16 protein-coding genes are annotated in these 16,702 nt (G+C 72.8%); 8 read left to right on the plus strand and 8 right to left on the minus strand.

The window, feature by feature from the left end; all coding sequences use genetic code 11:
- The first annotated feature begins 4 nt into the window (after nt 1-4).
- Genes AC6CQV_RS14945 through AC6CQV_RS14955 form a run of 3 tightly spaced genes read left to right on the plus strand, consistent with a single transcriptional unit; the run spans nt 5 to nt 3,125 of the window.
- Entirely contained in the window at nt 5-1,291 is a 1,287-nt protein-coding gene (locus AC6CQV_RS14945; RefSeq protein ID WP_498259873.1) for a quaternary amine ABC transporter ATP-binding protein, read from the plus strand.
- The gene (locus tag AC6CQV_RS14950; RefSeq protein WP_498259874.1) at nt 1,291-2,241 is read left to right on the plus strand and encodes an ABC transporter permease; all 951 of its coding nucleotides are present in this window, start codon (nt 1,291-1,293) and stop codon (nt 2,239-2,241) included. The genes AC6CQV_RS14945 and AC6CQV_RS14950 overlap by 1 nt, the downstream gene beginning before the upstream one ends.
- On the plus strand, nt 2,238-3,125 hold the full coding sequence (locus tag AC6CQV_RS14955) for a glycine betaine ABC transporter substrate-binding protein (protein ID WP_498259875.1): 888 nt from the start codon (nt 2,238-2,240) through the stop codon (nt 3,123-3,125). The genes AC6CQV_RS14950 and AC6CQV_RS14955 overlap by 4 nt, the downstream gene beginning before the upstream one ends.
- A 10-nt stretch (nt 3,126-3,135) precedes the next feature.
- Here AC6CQV_RS14955 and AC6CQV_RS14960 read toward each other — a convergent pair whose 3' ends face one another.
- The 4 genes from AC6CQV_RS14960 to purL all read right to left on the minus strand — a co-directional run bounded on the left by AC6CQV_RS14960 (nt 3,136) and on the right by purL (nt 7,530).
- Nucleotides 3,136-3,894, minus strand: a complete 759-nt coding sequence (locus AC6CQV_RS14960; protein WP_498259876.1) for a hypothetical protein — start codon at nt 3,892-3,894, stop codon at nt 3,136-3,138.
- A 42-nt stretch (nt 3,895-3,936) separates the two neighbouring features.
- Nucleotides 3,937-4,932: a hypothetical protein gene (locus AC6CQV_RS14965; RefSeq protein WP_498259877.1), complete on the minus strand. Its 996-nt coding sequence runs from the start codon at nt 4,930-4,932 to the stop codon at nt 3,937-3,939.
- A gap of 122 nt (nt 4,933-5,054) precedes the next feature.
- The gene (locus AC6CQV_RS14970) at nt 5,055-5,189 is read right to left on the minus strand and encodes a hypothetical protein (protein ID WP_255266093.1); all 135 of its coding nucleotides are present in this window, start codon (nt 5,187-5,189) and stop codon (nt 5,055-5,057) included.
- 4 nt (nt 5,190-5,193) lie between these two features.
- Nucleotides 5,194-7,530, minus strand: a complete 2,337-nt coding sequence (gene purL, locus AC6CQV_RS14975; protein ID WP_061782386.1) for a phosphoribosylformylglycinamidine synthase subunit PurL — start codon at nt 7,528-7,530, stop codon at nt 5,194-5,196.
- Nucleotides 7,531-7,833: 303 nt separating this feature from the next.
- Between purL and AC6CQV_RS14980 the strand changes: the two genes are divergently transcribed.
- On the plus strand, nt 7,834-8,412 hold the full coding sequence (locus tag AC6CQV_RS14980; RefSeq protein WP_498259878.1) for a hypothetical protein: 579 nt from the start codon (nt 7,834-7,836) through the stop codon (nt 8,410-8,412).
- 35 nt (nt 8,413-8,447) lie between these two features.
- On the opposite strand, the gene AC6CQV_RS14985 is transcribed toward AC6CQV_RS14980, so the two are convergent.
- Nucleotides 8,448-8,723 (minus strand): hypothetical protein, encoded by a 276-nt coding sequence (locus AC6CQV_RS14985; protein WP_498259879.1) that lies wholly within the window; start codon nt 8,721-8,723, stop codon nt 8,448-8,450.
- A 108-nt stretch (nt 8,724-8,831) separates the two neighbouring features.
- On the opposite strand from AC6CQV_RS14985, the gene AC6CQV_RS14990 reads away from it, so the two are divergent.
- The 4 genes from AC6CQV_RS14990 to AC6CQV_RS15005 all read left to right on the plus strand — a co-directional run bounded on the left by AC6CQV_RS14990 (nt 8,832) and on the right by AC6CQV_RS15005 (nt 11,730).
- Entirely contained in the window at nt 8,832-9,227 is a 396-nt protein-coding gene (locus AC6CQV_RS14990) for a VOC family protein (protein ID WP_060959085.1), read from the plus strand.
- The gene (locus AC6CQV_RS14995) at nt 9,224-9,559 is read left to right on the plus strand and encodes a TraR/DksA family transcriptional regulator (RefSeq protein WP_498259880.1); all 336 of its coding nucleotides are present in this window, start codon (nt 9,224-9,226) and stop codon (nt 9,557-9,559) included. The genes AC6CQV_RS14990 and AC6CQV_RS14995 overlap by 4 nt, the downstream gene beginning before the upstream one ends.
- 844 nt (nt 9,560-10,403) lie before the next feature.
- Nucleotides 10,404-10,766 (plus strand): ArsR/SmtB family transcription factor, encoded by a 363-nt coding sequence (locus tag AC6CQV_RS15000; RefSeq protein ID WP_060959087.1) that lies wholly within the window; start codon nt 10,404-10,406, stop codon nt 10,764-10,766.
- Between the two features lies 1 nt (nt 10,767).
- Nucleotides 10,768-11,730, plus strand: a complete 963-nt coding sequence (locus tag AC6CQV_RS15005; protein WP_101307050.1) for an SRPBCC family protein — start codon at nt 10,768-10,770, stop codon at nt 11,728-11,730.
- Between the two features lie 355 nt (nt 11,731-12,085).
- Here the strand turns inward: AC6CQV_RS15005 and AC6CQV_RS15010 are convergent, their stop codons facing one another.
- From AC6CQV_RS15010 to kdpC, 3 genes are all read right to left on the minus strand, one after another.
- A complete protein-coding gene (locus tag AC6CQV_RS15010) occupies nt 12,086-12,775 on the minus strand; it encodes a response regulator (RefSeq protein ID WP_101307049.1) in 690 nt (229 codons plus the stop codon).
- A 4-nt stretch (nt 12,776-12,779) separates the two neighbouring features.
- Complete coding sequence (locus AC6CQV_RS15015) at nt 12,780-15,332, minus strand: DUF4118 domain-containing protein (RefSeq protein ID WP_498259881.1); 2,553 nt, start codon at nt 15,330-15,332, stop codon at nt 12,780-12,782.
- A 727-nt stretch (nt 15,333-16,059) separates the two neighbouring features.
- Nucleotides 16,060-16,680, minus strand: coding sequence for a potassium-transporting ATPase subunit KdpC (gene kdpC, locus AC6CQV_RS15020; protein ID WP_498259882.1), 621 nt, complete (start codon nt 16,678-16,680; stop codon nt 16,060-16,062).
- Between the last annotated feature and the right edge of the window lie 22 nt (nt 16,681-16,702).

The following is a 16,702-nucleotide window of genomic DNA, read 5'->3' on the forward strand; positions in this document are numbered from 1 at the left end:
TTCTGTGACCGACGCTGTTTCCGCTGCGCCCCTGTTGGAGGCGCGGCATCTGTTCAAGGTCTTCGGACGCGATCCGAAGGATGCCGTCGCGCGGCTGCGCGCCGGACAGTCCCGCTCCGACGTGGCGGATGCCGGGACGGCCGCCGTCGTCGATGCCAGCTTCACCGTGAACCGCGGCGAGATCTTCGTGATCATGGGGCTGTCCGGCTCGGGCAAGTCGACGATCATCCGCATGCTCAACGGCCTGCTCGCCCCCACCGCCGGCGAGGTGACGATCGACGGCCGCAACGTGACGACGGCCTCCGCCGCGCAGCTGCGCAGCATCCGCCGCGCGTCGGTGTCGATGGTCTTCCAGCACTTCGCGCTGCTGCCGCACCTCAGCGTGCTCGACAACGCCGCCTACGCCCTCGAGATCCAGGGCGTCGGAAAGGCGGAGCGCCGCGAGCGGGCCCGCGACATCCTGGAGCGGGTCGGGCTCGGCGATCGCGCGGACGCGCTTCCGGACCAGCTGTCCGGCGGCATGCGCCAGCGCGTCGGCATCGCGCGGGCGCTCACCGCCGGGACCGACATCCTGCTCATGGACGAGGCCTTCTCCGCCCTTGACCCCCTCATCCGTCGCGAGATGCAGGAGCAGCTCGTCGAGCTGCAGCGCGAGCTGGGCCGGACGATCGTGTTCATCACGCACGACCTCAACGAGGCGATGTTCCTCGGCGACCGCATCGCGGTCATGCGCGATGGGCGCATCGTGCAGAACGGCACGCCGGAGGAGATCCTCACCGACCCGGCCAACGACTACGTCGCCCAGTTCGTCCAGGACGTCGACCGGGCGCGAGTGCTCACGGCATCCGCCGTCATGGAGCCGCCCACGCTGTCCACGCCGATCACCGCGGGCGTGCGCGGGGCTCTCCGCGCGATGCGCGAGAACCAGGCCGGCGCGGTGTTCGCCACCGAGAATCGGCGTCTGGTCGGCGTCGTGACGGATCGGGCGGTCATCCGCGCCGTGAAGTCGGGGGAGACCGACCTCCGCCGCATCGTCGATGCGCACGTGCCGACCGTCGGGCCCGACGACCTGCTCACCGACATCGTCGAGACCGCCGTCGAGGCGACCGTCCCGCTCGCGGTCGTCGACGCCGACGGGCGCCTGCGCGGCGTCATCCCGCGCATCACGCTGCTCGCGGCGCTCGGCAACGTGCCGCCGACCACGCGCGAGATGCCGGTGGTGCAGACGCCGCTGGAGATGGTGGCGGAGTTCACGCCGCTCGTCGACGCCGCGGCGGAAGGGGGTCGCTGATGGAGGCGCTGCGCATTCCCGTCGGAGAGTGGGCCGAGGCCGTCGTCGACGTGCTCGGCGACGTGCTGCGCGGGCTCTTCGACGCCGTCGCGTTCGTGCTCGGTGCCGTCTACGACGGGGTGGATGCCGTGCTCATGGCGCCCCCGTTCTGGCTGCTGATCCTGGTGCTCGCCGCGGCCGCCTTCGCCGTGAGCGGCTGGCGGCTGGCGCTCGGTACCGCGCTGGGACTGCTGGTCATCGTCGCCGTCGACCAGTGGGACAACGCGATGGACACCCTCGCGCTCGTGATCGTCGCGGCGCTGGTGGCGATCGTGATCGCGATCCCGGTCGGCATCTGGGCGGCGCGGAGCGACACCGTGTCGCGCATCGTGCGTCCCGTGCTCGACTTCCTGCAGACGATGCCCGCCTTCGTCTACCTGATCCCGGCGATCATCTTCTTCGGCGTCGGGGCGGTCCCCGGCATGATCGCCACGATCCTGTTCGCCATCGCACCCGGCGTCCGCCTCACCGAGCTCGGCATCCGCGGGGTGGACAGCGAGGTCGTCGAGGCCGGGTACGCCTTCGGGGCCTCCCCGGCGCGCGTGCTGCGCCAGATCCAGATCCCGCTCGCGCTGCCGTCGATCATGGCCGGCATCAACCAGGTGATCATGCTCAGCCTCTCGATGGTCGTCATCGCCGGGATGGTCGGCGCCGGCGGCCTCGGCGGCGAGATCGTCCGCGCCATCGGCCGCATCAACGTGGGCCTCGGCTTCGAGGCCGGGCTGTCGGTCGTGATGATCGCCATGATCCTCGACCGCCTCACCTCGGCGCTCGGGCGCCCGCGCGCACCGCGCCGTGCCCGCACCGCCCCCCGACCCGGCGGGCACGACGCCCGCCCCAGCCGCGGAGAGTCCGCGGCTGACACCGAACGATCCGCGGACAGCACGCGGATGGAGAGGACGTCAGCATGAAGAACACCAGGAGCATTCTGGGCGGCATCGCCCTGACCGCGGCGACCGCGCTCGCCCTGAGCGGATGCGCCGGAGGCGCCGGCGGATCCGCCTCCGACCCGAAGTCGATCGAGATCGCCGTGTTCAACGGGTGGGACGAAGGCATCGCCGCGTCGTACCTGTGGCAGTCGATCCTCGAGGACAAGGGCTACGACGTGACGCTCACGTACGCCGACGTCGCCCCGGTGTACCAGGGGCTCGCCCGCGGCGACTTCGACCTCGTCCTCGACACCTGGCTGCCCACGACCCACTCCGACTACATGGAGCGCTACGGCGACAAGGTCGAGGACCTCGGCGCATGGAACGACGACGCCCGGCTCACCATCGCCGTGAACGCGGATGCGCCGATCGACTCGCTCGACGAGCTCGCCGCGGCATCCGACCAGTTCGGCGGCCGGATCATCGGCATCGAGCCCGGATCCGGACTCATGCGCATCACCGTCGACGACGTCGTGCCGGGCTACGGGCTGGACGGCCTGCAGCTCGTCGAGTCGTCGACGCCCGCCATGCTCGCCGAGCTGAAGAAGGCGACGGATGCCGGGCAGAACATCGCCGTCACCCTGTGGCGGCCGCACTGGGCGTACAACGCGTTCCCGGTGAAGGATCTCGCCGACCCGAAGGGACTGCTGGGGGATGCCGAGAGCATCCACTCGGTGGCCGCGACCTCGTTCGCGCAGGACCACCCCGAGGTGCACGGCTGGATCTCGGGCTTCTCGATGCCGGGCGACAAGCTCGCCTCGCTCGAGGACGCCATGTTCAACCAGTACAGCGGCGACGACTACGGCCCCGTCGTGAAGCAGTGGATCGCCGACAACCAGGAATGGGTCGACGGCCTCACCGCGTAAGGCGTGACCGTCAGGGACGGGGTCCGGCGTTCGCCGGGCCCCGTTCGTCGTCGGAAGCGGGATGCGGACGCTCGAGCTGGAAGGCCACGCGGTTCTCGAGGATCTCGACGGCCTCGTCGGACAGGGCCAGCAGGCCGTCGACCTCCTCGCGCACCCGCCGGTAGGCGACCTGGCGCTCGGCCGGCGTCGCGGACTCGTCGAGAGCGACGGCCAGCAGCTGCTGCGCGGTGGCGAGACGCTTGCGCTCGGTCTCGGTGAACTGCGAGTCGCGCACGCGTCGGGCCTCGCGTTCGGCGAGATCGAAGGCGACCTCGTAGTCGGTCACCGCCGCCCGGTACTCGGCGACCTGGTCCGCGCCGACCCGGGCATCGGCCGACGGCGGGCGCAGACGGTCGGCGACCTTCTTGGCACGCAGGAACGCCGCGGTCAGGGGCTGGCGGCCGTCGCTCATGGTGGGGAAGGCGATCATGCGGGCCACATCGAGCTCGTACTCCAACCACCGTGCGGTCACGTCGTCGTGGACCGCGAACAGCTTCTCCAGCTGATCGGGCAGCGGGGAGGGCTTCGTGATGGGCTGGGGGTCGCTTCCGGAGACGCGGGTGGACGCCGTGATGGTCTTCAGCTCGGCCTTCGCCTTCATGACCTCCAGCCGACGCGCGTGACGACGCTGCGCGAGCACGTCCCACCGGCGCAGCGCGCCGCCCGCGACGCCGAGAACGGGGAACACCAGCCACCAATAGTGCTGGGCGAAGATCCAGAACTGGTCCACGGCCTCAACCCTATGCGCGGGGAGGCCTCTGCGCGGCGAGGCCTAGGCGCGCGGGCGTCGCGGCACGGGCCAGATCGGACCGCCGGGAGCGTCGGGACGGCCGGAAGGGGCGGGGCCGGCGGTGCCCGGGGGTGGGTCTTCGGCGTTCTGCGTCGTGTCCGCGTCGCCGGGCGGCGCCGACGCCGCCTGCGATCCCCGGGTCGCCATCACGCGGGCGAACGCCTCCGTCCCCCGCGCGATCACCGTGTGCGTGACCGTCTGGGTGAGGTTCTGCGCGATCTCCGTCCACGGGGCGATCCCGATCGTGCCGGCGCGCGGCGCATCGGGGTCGCCGGGCGCCGGTCGTGCCGGGGCGTCGCCCGCCGCCCGCGCCTGCCGCCAGGCGTCGGCCTCGGCCGCATCGAATGCGCGGGAGACGGCCGCCACGGCATCCCGGTACGCGGCGAACTGCGGCGGCGTGATGCGCGCCTGCGCGGAGGCCGGACGCCGTTCGCGCGCCCGCCGCTCCGCGGCCAGGAACGCCGCCGTCAGCGGCTGGCGGGCATCGGTCATCGCCGGGAAGGCGATCAGCCGCGCGGGATCGGTCTCATAGGTCATCCATCGCGCCGTGATCGCGTCGTGCGTGGCCAGCAGTCGCGCGGTGGGGGTGTCGGCGGCATCCGTCGCCGCGGGCAGCGCCGCGCGGGCGGCCGCCACGTGCGCACGTCGGGCGCGCGCGGTCGCCGCGGCGGCTCGCGCCTCGTCGGCGGCACGGTCGAGCTCGCGCCGTGCGGCGATCACGTCCGCGCGACCGGCGCGCCCCGTCGCCTGTTCGGCCTGCACCCGCGCCAGCTCGGTGCGCGCCACCCGGTGCCGGGCACGCGCGGCCGTCGCCGCGCGGCGGGCGGCGTGCATCTCCAGGCGCGCCGCGTCGAGCTCGATGCGGCGGTGGCGCTGCCGACGCTCCCGGCGCAGCCCGAGCCAGCCGAGGGTGCCGGTGCCGATCACCGTCGGCCCGATCCACCAGAACTCGGCGAGAGACGCCCAGAGCGGATCCACGTCCTCAGCCTAACGAGAACGCCTGGGAGCGCTCGCAGACCGGATGCCGCGGCATCCGTACCGGCCGAGGCCTCTCGATCCGACGCGGAGTGCGCGATGCGCCGAGGAGCCCGCGCGCCGGCTCAGCCGAAGAGCAGGGCGAGCACCGTCGCGCCGCCGCCCACGAGGATGAGGGCGATGATCGTGACCCAGGCGATGATGCGCGTGCGGCGCGTGCGCGCCTCGTTCATGCCGGTGTACTCGTCCTCGTCGCTCATGCGCTCAGCCTACGGGCTCGGTGACGGTCGGACCGAACGCCGCGGGCAGCGTGGCCTGCGCGCGGGCGCGCAGCTCGCCGACGGTCACCGTGAACACGTCCTGCACCTCGAGCGCCGGCTCGTCGCCGTCCGCCGCGACGTCGGTCACGCCGATGCGCAGCACCGGGTAGCCGCGGCCCTCGCACAGTCCGCGGAACTTCACGTCCTCCTCGCGCGGCACCGACACGATGACGCGGCCGGTCGACTCGCTGAACAGGGCGGTCGCGGCATCCACGCCGTCGCGCTCCATGATCTCGCGCAGCCACACGCGCGCGCCGACACCGAACCGCGTCACCGCCTCGGCGAGGGCCTGGGCGAGCCCGCCCGACGAGAGGTCGTGCGCGCTCGAGACGAGCTCCTGCTGGGATGCCGCGTGGATGAGCTCCGCCAGGCGCTTCTCCTGCGCGAGGTCGACCGCCGGCGGGCGTCCGCCGAGGTGGCCGTGCACGGTCTCGGCCCACGCCGATCCGCTCAGCTCGGTGGCCGTGACACCCAGCAGATAGATGTTCTCGCCGGCATCCTGCCAGCCGCTCGGGATGCGGCGGGCGACGTCGTCGATGATGCCCAGCACGCCCACCACCGGCGTCGGGAAGATCGGGGTGTCGCCGGTCTGGTTGTAGAAGCTGACGTTGCCGCCGGTGACCGGGACGCCGAGTTCGAGGCACGCGTCGGCGAGACCGTCGACGGCCTGGCCGAACTGCCACATGACCTCGGGGTTCTCCGGGCTGCCGAAGTTCAGGCAGTCGGTGACGGCCGTGGGAACGGCCCCCGTGACGGCGACGTTGCGGTACGCCTCGGCGAGGGCCAGCTGCGCACCCGCATACGGGTCGAGCTGGCAGAAGCGGCCGTTGCAGTCGGTCGCGATCGCGAAGCCGAGGCCGCTCTCCTCGTCGACGCGGATCATGCCGGCGTCATCGGGGAAGCTCAGCGCCGTGTTGCCCATGACGTAGTAGTCGTACTGGTTGGTGACCCAGCTGGTGTCGGCGAGGTTGGGGCTGCCCAGCAGATCGAGGAACTGCGTGCGCAGGGTCGCGGGGTCGTCGGTGCGGTCGAGGGCCGAGGCCGAGTCGTCGCGCAGGGCGTCGATCCACGTGGGGTAGGCGACCGGGCGCTCGTAGACCGGGCCGTCGACGGCGACGGTCGAGGGGTCGACGTCGACGATCTGCTCGCCGTGCCAGAAGATCTGCAGGCGGCCGTCGCCGGTGACCTCGCCGAGCACGCTCGTCTCGACATCCCACTTGCCCGTGACGGCCAGGAACGCGTCGAGCTTCTCGGGCGCGACGATCGCCATCATGCGCTCCTGACTCTCGCTCATGAGGATCTCCTCCGGCGTGAGCGTGGGATCGCGCAGCAGCACGTTCTCGAGGTCGACGCGCATGCCCGAGCCGCCGTTGGCGGCCAGCTCGCTCGTGGCGCAGGAGATGCCGGCGGCGCCGAGGTCCTGGATCGCCTCGACGAGCTCGTCGCGGTAGAGCTCCAGGCAGCACTCGATGAGCACCTTCTCGGCGAACGGGTCGCCCACCTGCACGGCCGGCCGCTTGGTGGGGCCGCCGTCGGCGAAGGTGTCGGACGCGAGGATCGATGCGCCGCCGATGCCGTCGCCGCCCGTGCGGGCGCCGAAGAGGACGACCTTGTTGCCCGCGCCGGTGGCGTTGGCGAGCTTGATGTCCTCGTGGCGCATGACGCCGACCGCGAGGGCGTTGACGAGCGGGTTGCCCTGGTAGACGGAGTCGAAGACCGTCTCGCCGCCGATGTTCGGCAGGCCCAGGCAGTTCGCGTAGAAGCTGATGCCGCTGACCACCCCGTGCACGACGCGGGCCGTGTCGGGGTTGTCGATGGCGCCGAAGCGCAGCTGGTCCATGACCGCGACGGGGCGCGCGCCCATCGAGATGATGTCGCGGACGATGCCGCCGACGCCGGTCGCGGCGCCCTGGAACGGCTCGATGTAGCTGGGGTGGTTGTGGCTCTCGACCTTGAAGGTGACCGCCCAGCCCTCGCCCACGTCGACGACGCCGGCGTTCTGGCCCATGCCGACCATGAGGCGCGCCTTCATCTCCTCGGAGACCTTCTGCCCGAAGCGGCGCAGGTAGATCTTGGAGGACTTGTACGAGCAGTGCTCGCTCCACATCACCGAGTACATCGCCAGCTCGCCGCTGGTGGGGCGGCGGCCGAGGATCTGCTTGATCTGGTCGTACTCGTCGCTCTTGAGTCCGAGTGCCGCGTACGGCTGCTCCTTCTCCGGCGTCTGGACGGCGTTCTCGACAGTGTCTGCGACCTTGCTGTCGGATGCGGGGGTGCTCACGCGGCGGGACTCCAAGACTCGGCTGCCGGGGACGGCCTCAGTCTAGCCGGGACGCTGTCCGGCACGGGCGCGCGCCCGTGGCCCGCTCCGCGGGGTCCGTTCCTCGTCTGCTCCGCGTCTGCTCGTGTCCCGAACTCCTCCATCCGCGCCTGTCGGAGGCGGCCACAGCCCGATCCGCCGGGTTCGGCGGCGGGGTGGAGGAGTTCGGGCCGTGGCGGGGTGGAGGAGTTCGGGCCGTGGCCCGGATGACGAGGGTCGGTAGCCTCGACGCATGGGCTCTCCGTCTCGCGTCGGTCGACGCTCATGACCGGCTCCTACGCCGCCCTGTGGTGGCTGCCCGTCGGGGCGGGCGGGCGCGTCGTCGTCCGGACGAGCCGCTGGTGGGAGTCGCTGCGCGCCCTCCGGGCGCGTCGGTCGCCGCGGCGCCTCTTCCATGCCGCCCTCGAGGTCTTCGACGGAGAGGCCGGATACGTCATCGAGATGACGCCGGCCTGGGGCGGTCCGGTGGGCCCCCGCGGCGTCGTCGCCGAGGGACCGGTGGGATCGCGCCGGCTCGGGGGATCCCGACTCTTCCGCTACGAGATCCGCTGCTGGAAGGACGGCGTCATCCCCGATCGCCGGTGGGCCGTGGAGCCGCCCCGTCGGCTCGCCCTGTCACCCGCGGCGGTAGGCGCGCTGATCGCGCGGGTGGGCCGTGCGCCTCGCTTCGTCTGGGGACGCGATCCGTTCGGGATCGGCGACATGTGGAACTCGAACTCGTTGATCGCCTGGCTTCTGGAGGGCTCGGGGATCGACACCGCCGAGATCGCGCCGCCTCGCGGCGGCGATGCGCCCGGCTGGCGGTGCGGTGCGGTCGCCGCCCGGCGCGGGCTGAGGTCCTGAAACCGGGCCGACGCGGAACCGGTGCGCAGTCGCCGTCAGACCTCGTCGTCGATCACGCCGATGCCCACGGCGTGGTGGCTGGGCTCCTCCGCCTGCGGCATCGTCGGCTGGTCCGGAGTGGGCGCGAGGGGCTCCTCCGGATTCGGCGCGAGCGGTTCCTCCGGATGCGGTGCCAGGGGCTCCTCGCCCGGGTCCTTCTCGGTGCTCGGCTCGGTCAGCGCCTCGGTGTCGGGCTCGACGCCCTCGGGGGCGTCTTCGGTGCCGACGCCGGCCGTGCCGTCGATCGTGTCGGACGTCTGCGGATCGGTCATCTCGTCCTCCTTCGTGGTGCCCTCCACTGTTCGCCGAGTCGGCGCGACGCGCACGGGGGTTGACAGGAGGGGTCGTGCGTGTCGCGGGTTCGACGTATCCTCGCCCCCATGACCGGACTCACCCCGTACCTCTCCTTCGACGGCACGGCACGCGACGCGCTCGAGTTCTACCGGGGCGTCTTCGGCGGCGGACTCGTCCTCTCGACCTTCGGCGAGTTCGGGCGCGACGACGGGCCCGCCGACCGCATCGCGCACGGCATGCTGCAGGGTCCGGTCGAGCTCTTCGCGTCGGATGCCGGGAGCGGCGAGCAGACCCTCGAACTCCGCGGCATCCTGTTCTCCCTCCTGGGCACCGCCGAGCCGGCGACGCTCGAGGAGTGGTTCGCGGCGCTCGCCGAGGGTGGCGAGGTGCTCGACGCGCTCGCACTGCGGCCGTGGGGCGATCACGACGGACAGGTGCGCGACCGGTTCGGGGTGACGTGGCTCATCGGCTACCAGGGATGACCGACCCCGTCTTGTGCCTGAGGGCCCGCGCCGCGGAGCTCGACGAGATGCTCGCCCGGCTCGACGCCGATGAGGTCGCCGTGCGCACCGATCGGTCCGACGCGACCGCCGACGACGAGCACGACCCGGAGGGCTCGACCCTGTCGGGGGAGTGGCAGCGCATCGACGCGCTCCGCCGCTCCGTGCGCGACGAGCGGGCGGAGGTCGACGCCGCGCTCGCGCGGGTGGATGCCGGGACCTACGGCGTCTGCCTCGTGTGCGGTGCCCCGATCGCTCCCGGCCGGCTCGAGGCGCGCCCCATGGCGACGACCTGCATCGCCTGCGCCGCCTGACGCACCGCGCCGTGCCCGGGTCGCGGTGCGGTGCCCGCCGTGCCGAGCCGTGCCGTGTCCCCAACTCCTCCAGTCGCGGGTCGAAGCTGTCCAGGAACGCCGCGGGGCGGGACCCAGCGGCCGATGTGGAGGAGTTCGGGTCGCGCAAGCGAGCGTCGGCTGACGGGCCACGCGTGCTCGGGTCTCGATGCCTGGCCCGCCGTGCCCTTCCGAGCCGCGCCGCGCCGGCGTCGCCGTGTCCCCAACTCCTCCATTCGCACGTCGAAGCCGTCCAGGAGCGCCTCAGGGTGGGCGGCGTCGTCCGATGTGGAGGAGTTCGGGCCGCGCATGCGAGCGTCGGCTGACGTGCCGCGCGTGCCCGGGTCGCGCGTGTCGTGCCTGGCCCGCCGTGCCGTTCCGAGCCGAGCCGTGCCGTGCCGGGGTCGCTGTGTCCCCAACTCCTCCGGTCGCGAGTCGAAGCTGTCCAGGAACGCCGCGGAGCGGGACCCAGCGGCCGATGTGGAGGAGTTCGGGCCGCGCAAGCCAGCGACACCTGACGGGCCGGGCGCGCCGGGTCGCCGTGCCTGCCCGACTCGCCGCGCCGCGCCGCCGGGTCCCGAACTCCTCCACCCGCTGGCCCGGGGCGGTCACCGAGCCGCATTCGACCATGCCGCGTGTCGATGTGGAGGAGTCCGGGCCGCCACAGGCGCTCGCGACGACGCAGGCGCGGCTTCATGTCCGCAGCCCGGAGGGCCGGTGCCGTCGGTGTGCGCCGCGACGTCCGCAGAGGTTCGACGGTGAGGTCTCCGGGGCTGTGAAACGGGGGCATTGACACGCAGCATCCCCTGCCCTAACGTACAACCAAATGGTTGTACAAACTGAGTTGAGCGACGATGAGACCGACCGCCTGTTCCACGCCCTCGCGGCGGCGACGCGGCGCGACATCCTGCGACGCACGATCGTCGACGAGCAGTCGGTGTCGGCGCTCGCCGCGGACTACGACATGTCGTTCGCGGCCGTGCAGAAGCACATCGCCGTGCTCGAGGCCGCCGGCCTCGTCATCAAGCGCGCCGAGGGACGCGAGCGCCTCGTGCGCGCCGACCCGCGCATGATCGCCCGCGCCCGGGCGCTGCTCGCCCGCTACGAAGACCTCTGGCGCTCGCGCATCGACCGCCTCGACGCCCTGCTGGCTGAACCGCACGATCCCCGTCCCACGCAAGGAGACTGACATGCCCGTCACCGACATCACGACCGACCCCGAGAACCTCACGATGACCCTCGTCGCGGATGCCGCGGCTCCCGTCTCCCGGCTCTGGGAGGCCTTCACCGACCCGCGGCAGCTCGAGCGGTTCTGGGGTCCTCCCGGCTGGCCGGCGACGTTCACCGCGTTCGACCTCCGCCCCGGCGGTCGCGTGGACTACCGCATGACGAGTCCGCGGGGGGAGCGCTCCGCCGGATCGTGGGAGGTCCTGAACGTCGAGCCCGGTCGCAGTTTCGAGGTGCTCGACTCGTTCGTCGGTGACGACGGCGAGAAGCTCGAAGGCTTCCCATCGATGCGGATGCTGTTCTCCTTCGATGCGACCGCCGAGGGCTCTCGCCTGACCAACACCACCTACTTCACCTCGCTCGAGGCGCTCGAGCAGGTCGTCGCGATGGGCGCGATCGAGGGTTCGCGCCTCGCGATGAGCCAGCTCGACGCGGTGCTGCAGGACCTCCGCGCCTACGCGCAGGGCAAGGGCACCCGCACCGAGCTGTTGACCGATCAGCACGTGCGCATCACCCGACTCATCGAGGGCTCGCGCGAGCTGGTGTGGCGCGCCCACCACGAGCCCGAGCTGCTGCGGCAGTGGCTGCTGGGACCCGACGGCTGGCAGATGATCGAGTGCGAGGTCGGCGAGACCACCCGCTTCGTGTGGCAGCAGGGCGACGACGAGTCGACCCGGTTCGGCTTCGAGAGCGAGACCGTGCTCAGCGAGCCGATCTGGCGCGAGGTGTCGACCGAGCGGATGATCGGGGTTCCGGGACCGGCCAACCTCAACGACCTCCAGCTCTACGAGGAGGATGGCGCGACGTTGCTGACGCTGCTGATCGAGTACCCCGACAAGGAGACGCGCGACATGATCCTCGCCACGGGGATGACCGACGGCATGGAGTCGTCGTACGCGCGGCTGGAGGCGGTCGTCGCGGGCTGAGGGGTCGGGGCGGTTCGACGCGGCGCTGCGCGCCTCGCTCAACGACCGGGGAGGCTGCGCCCTCCGGTCGTTGAGCGAGCGCAGCGAGTCGAAACGTGAGGGAGCGGAGCGAATCGACACGCCCGTCCTCGAGCGATCCGCGACGCAACTGCAAGGGATGCTGCCTGACACGCCGCGGCATCCCTTGTCCCTGCCCGCGTGTCGCGGCTACGGCCTTGCAGTTCTGATGGGGCGGGCGCGGGACGGGCCGACGCGGCGCTGCGCGCCTCGCTCAACGACCGGGGAGGGCGCGTTCTCCGGTCGTTGAGCGAGCGCAGCGAGTCGAAACGTGGCACGCCGCGGCGGCGTGGTCGGGTCAGTCCCCGAGCACCAGCCGGTAGCCCATGCCCTGCTCCGTCAGCAGATGCTGCGGGTGGGCGGGGTCGCGTTCGAGCTTCTTGCGCAGCTGCGACATGTACAGGCGCAGGTATCCCGAGTCCGCCACCTGATCGGTGCCCCAGATGTCCCTCAGCAGGTTCTGCCGGGTGACCAGCGTGCCGGGGTTGCGGGCCAGGAACTCGAGCATCCGCCACTCGGTCGGCGTGAGGTGCACGACCTCGCCCCCGCGCACCACCCGCGTCGCGGCGAGGTCGACCTCGACGTCGCCGAAGCGCACGACGGGCGCGTCGGCGGATGCCGCGGCACCCCCGGATCGGCGCCTCCCGAGGGCCCGCAGCCGCGCGAGCAGCTCATCGATCTGGAACGGCTTCGTGACGTAGTCGTCGGCCCCGGCATCCAGTGCCTCGACCTTGTCGGCCGATCCCGTGCGTCCGGAGACGACGAGGATCGGCACGTCGGTCCAGCCGCGGAGCGCGTGGATCACCTCGACGCCGTCGAGGCGCGGCATCCCGAGATCGAGCATCACGATGTCGGGCCGGGCCTGCGCCGCGAGCGCGATCGCGGCGGCGCCGTCGGGGGCGGCGACGACCTCATAGCCGTGTGCGGCGAGGGTGATGCGCAGGGCCCGCACGAGCTGCGGGTCGTCATCGGCGACCAGGATCTTCACGGTGTCATCCTCCCGCCCCGGAGCGGGTGGTCGTCGCGGTGACGGATGCCGCGGCATCCACGGGCAGCGAGATCACCATCGTGAGGCCGCCGCCGGGAGTGGTCTCGGGCGTGAGCGTTCCGCCCATCCCCTCGGTGAAACCCTTCGAGAGGGCGAGGCCGAGGCCGAGCCCGGTGGTGTTGTCGGTGTCGCCGAGTCGCTGGAACGGGGCGAAGATGTCGCCCTGCCGCTCCGTCTCGACGCCCGGGCCGTGGTCGACGATGCGCAGCTCGACGGTCGCGGAGAGGCGGCTCGACGCGATGCGCACGCGCGTGCCGGACGGGGCGTAGCGGCGGGCGTTCGCGAGCACGTTGACCACGACGCGCTGCAGCAGCACCGGATCGGCGCGGACGGCCGGGACCGCCGGATCGAGGGCGAGCTCGACGGCATCGGGGCCGAGCCCGAGCTCGTCGATCGCCTCCAGCACCGTCGCCGCGACATCCACCGGGGCCAGCGAGACGGCCAGCACGCCGGCCTGCACGCGGCTGACGTCGAGCAGATCGGTGACGAGCGACGCGAGCGCGGCGAGCGACTCGTCCGCCGTGGCGATGAGCTCGTCGCGGTCGTCGGCGCTCAGGGAGGGCCCCGCGGCCCGCAGGCCGCCGACGGCGGCGATCGCGGCGGCCAGGGGACGCCGCAGGTCGTGGCTCACCGCCGACAACAGCGCCGTGCGCACCTGGTCGGTGGCGGCGAGGGCATCGGCGGTGCGCGCCGTCTGCGTGAGGTCGCCGTGCTCGAGCGCGGCCGCGAGCTGCGCCGTGATCACGTCGAGCAGCCGGCGTTCGAGCGCGTCGACGTCGCCGCCGTGGAGTTCGAGGGTCGCACGAGGCCGTCCGCTCGCGTCGGCTCCGACCGGCACGACGACGGCGCGACCGTCCCGTACCGGCTCGCCGTCGGTGGCGAGCACCTCTCCGCTCGATCCGTCGCCGGCGAGCAGGCGCGCCCCGCTCAGGCCGAACGCCTCGCGGGTGCGGCTGACCAGCGCGGGAACGGCGCTCTCGCCGCGCAGCACGCTGCCGGCCACCGTCGCGAGCAGCTCGGATTCCGCTGCCGCCCGACGCGCCCGCCGCGTGCGCCGCGCGGCCTGGTCGACGATCCAGCTCACGAGGATCGCGATGATGACGTACAACACGAGCGACAGGGCGTGCAGCGGGTTGTCGATCGTGACGGTGAAGCGGGGATCGATGAAGAGGAAGTCGAGCGTGAGTCCCGACAGCACCGCCGCGAACAGGGCCGGCCAGATGCCGCCGATCAGGGCGACGACCACCACCAGCAGCTGATACGCGAGCACATCGGAGGTGATCGTCTCGTCGTTGGATGTCGCGAACAGCAGCCACGACAGCAACGGCCCGCCCGTCAGCGCGACGACGAGCCCCAGGATGCGGCGGCGCCAGCCGAGCGCGCCGCCGGTGACCCGCGGCAGGTGCAGCGCGCCGCCCGCGGCCGCGTGCGTGACGATGTGGACGTCGATGTCGCCCGACTCGCGGATGACCGTGGCGCCGATGCCGGGACCCGTGAACGCCGCGCCGAGCCGACTGCGCCGGCTCGCTCCCAGCACGAGCTGCGTCGCGTTGACGGAGCGCGCGAAGTCGACGAGCGTGCGCGGCACGTCCTCGCCGATGACCTGGTGGTAGCTGCCGCCCAGCGATTCGACCAGCGCCCGCTGGGCGGCCAGCGCCCCGGGCGCGGCGGCGCGCAAGCCCTCCTGCGTCGTCACGTGCACGGCCAGCAGTTCGCCGCCGGCCGCGCGCGCCGCGATGCGTGCGCCGCGGCGCAGCAGGGTGTCGCCCTCGGGGCCGCCCGTCAGGGCGACGACGACGCGCTCGCGGGCCTGCCATGCGCCGCGGATGCCGTGCTCCTCGCGGTAGCTCTGCAGCGCGCTGTCGACCTCGTCGGCGAGCCACAGCAGCGCGAGCTCGCGCAGCGCCGTGAGGTTGCCCAGACGGAAGTAGTTCGACAGGGCCGCGTCGATCCGCTCGGCGGGGTAGACCGCACCGGCGGCGAGCCGGTCGCGCAGCGACTGCGGCGCGAGGTCGACCACCTCGATCTGATCGGCCGCGCGCACCACGGCATCCGGCACCGTCTCGCGCTGCGCGACGCCCGTGATCTGCGCGACCACCCCGCCGAGCGAGGTGATGTGCTGCACGTTGACGGTCGTGATGACGTCGATGCCCGCCGCCAGCAGCTCCTCGACGTCCTGCCAGCGCTTCTCGTTGCGCGAGCCCGGCGCGTTGGTGTGCGCGAGCTCGTCGACGAGCGCGATCTCCGGATGCCGCTCCAGCAGGCCGTCGAGGTCGAGTTCGTCGAGCTCGACCTCGCGGTGGCGCAGCCGCCGGCGCGCGAGCGTGGGGAGGCCCTCCGCCTGCGCGGCGGTCGCGGCGCGCCCGTGCGTCTCGACGATGCCGACGACGACGTCGTGGCCGTCGGCGAGCAGCCGGCGCCCCTCGGACAGCATCTCGTACGTCTTGCCCACGCCGGGCGCGGCCCCGAGCAGCACCCGCAGCCTGCCGCGCTTCATGCGTTCACCCTAGTTCTCCCGTCGGTTCTCCGGCCCCCGCCGAAGCTGTTCTCGTGGGCCCGGCGTGAGCGGCGGGACCAGGCCCGGCTCGGTCGACCCGGGCTGTGCCGCCCGCCCGACCCGGCAACCGACCCGAACTGCAAGGGATGCCGGGCGACGCGCCGTGGCATCCGTTGCGGGGGCGGTGTGTCGGCGCGTCGGCCTTGCAGTTGGGGTGGGGTCCGCGGGCCAGACGGGGCTCCCGCCGCAGGCCCGACCCGACCCGACCCGACCCGACCCGACCGAACCGACCCGACCGACAGGACCCGGCCACCCCGACCGACCCGCCCAGAACCCACCGCAACCGACCCGAACTGCAAGGGATGCCGGGGGGACACGCGGTGGCATCCATCGCACCGGCGGCGTGTCGCCGCGCCGGCCTTGCAGTTGGGGTGGGGTCCGCGGCTCGGACGGGGCTCCCGCCGCAGGCCCGACCCGACCGACCCGGCCCGGCCACCCCGCCCGACAGGACCCGGCTGCCCCCACCTGCCCGAGCTGAACCCACCGCAACCGGCCCGAACTGCAAGGGATGCCGGGGGACACGCCGTGGCATCCGCCGTACCGACGGCGTGTCGGCGCGGCGGCCTTGCAGTGCGGTTGCTCCCGGGGGTTCCGACTCCGCCCCGCTCGTCGAGCGAGCGAGCGAGCGCGGCGCGTCGCGGCGCCGCTTGCCGCCGTCCCGCACGCGTCAGCGTCCGAGGGCGTCGAGGGCGAGGTTCAGCTCGAGCACGTTCACCCGGGGCTCGCCGAGGAATCCGAGGTCCCGGCCGGTGGTGTGCTGATCGACGAGCGCCGACACCGCGGCGGGATCCAGGCCCCGGGCCTCGGCGACACGCGCCACCTGCAGCTGCGCGTACGCCGGCGAGATGTGCGGGTCGAGGCCCGACCCGGATGCCGTGACGGCGTCGGCCGGGATGTCGCCGATCGCCACGCCGTCCGACGAGGCGATCGCGGCCTGGCGCTCGCCGATCGCGGCCACGAGGTCGCTGTTCTCGGGCCCGAGGTTCGAGCCGCTCGAGGCCATGCCGTCGTAGCCGTCGCCGGCGGCGGACGGCCGCGACTGGAAGTACTGCGGCAGGGCCGCGCCGTCGGCATCCGTGAAGGACTGGCCGATCAGCGCGCTGCCGACGACCTGTCCGTCGGTGCCGCGCACGAGCGAGCCGTTCGCCTGCGCGGGGAGGGCGAGCTGCCCGATGCCGGTGATCACGGCGGTGTAGGCGAGGCCGAGCACGGCGGTGGCGACGAGCATCGCGCGGGCGGCGACGCCGAGGTGGCGGGCATAGGTACGGGTGGAGGTGCGGGTGGACATGACGATGCCTTTCGGAAGCCCG

The sequence above is a fragment of the Microbacterium sp. EG9 genome (assembly GCF_059759475.1).

What these genes read in the sequence shown, in the direction of transcription:
- AC6CQV_RS14950 (WP_498259874.1), top strand. Translation starts at nt 1,291, where the DNA reads ATGGAGGCGCTGCGCATTCCCGTCGGAGAGTGGGCCGAGGCCGTCGTC.
- AC6CQV_RS15005 (WP_101307050.1), top strand. Translation starts at nt 10,768, where the DNA reads ATGCCCGTCACCGACATCACGACCGACCCCGAGAACCTCACGATGACC.
- AC6CQV_RS14985 (WP_498259879.1), bottom strand. Translation starts at nt 8,723, where the DNA reads ATGACCGATCCGCAGACGTCCGACACGATCGACGGCACGGCCGGCGTC.
- AC6CQV_RS14995 (WP_498259880.1), top strand. Translation starts at nt 9,224, where the DNA reads ATGACCGACCCCGTCTTGTGCCTGAGGGCCCGCGCCGCGGAGCTCGAC.
- kdpC (WP_498259882.1), bottom strand. Translation starts at nt 16,680, where the DNA reads ATGTCCACCCGCACCTCCACCCGTACCTATGCCCGCCACCTCGGCGTC.
- AC6CQV_RS14970 (WP_255266093.1), bottom strand. Translation starts at nt 5,189, where the DNA reads ATGAGCGACGAGGACGAGTACACCGGCATGAACGAGGCGCGCACGCGC.
- AC6CQV_RS15000 (WP_060959087.1), top strand. Translation starts at nt 10,404, where the DNA reads ATGGTTGTACAAACTGAGTTGAGCGACGATGAGACCGACCGCCTGTTC.
- AC6CQV_RS14980 (WP_498259878.1), top strand. Translation starts at nt 7,834, where the DNA reads ATGACCGGCTCCTACGCCGCCCTGTGGTGGCTGCCCGTCGGGGCGGGC.
- AC6CQV_RS14990 (WP_060959085.1), top strand. Translation starts at nt 8,832, where the DNA reads ATGACCGGACTCACCCCGTACCTCTCCTTCGACGGCACGGCACGCGAC.
- AC6CQV_RS15015 (WP_498259881.1), bottom strand. Translation starts at nt 15,332, where the DNA reads ATGAAGCGCGGCAGGCTGCGGGTGCTGCTCGGGGCCGCGCCCGGCGTG.
- AC6CQV_RS14955 (WP_498259875.1), top strand. Translation starts at nt 2,238, where the DNA reads ATGAAGAACACCAGGAGCATTCTGGGCGGCATCGCCCTGACCGCGGCG.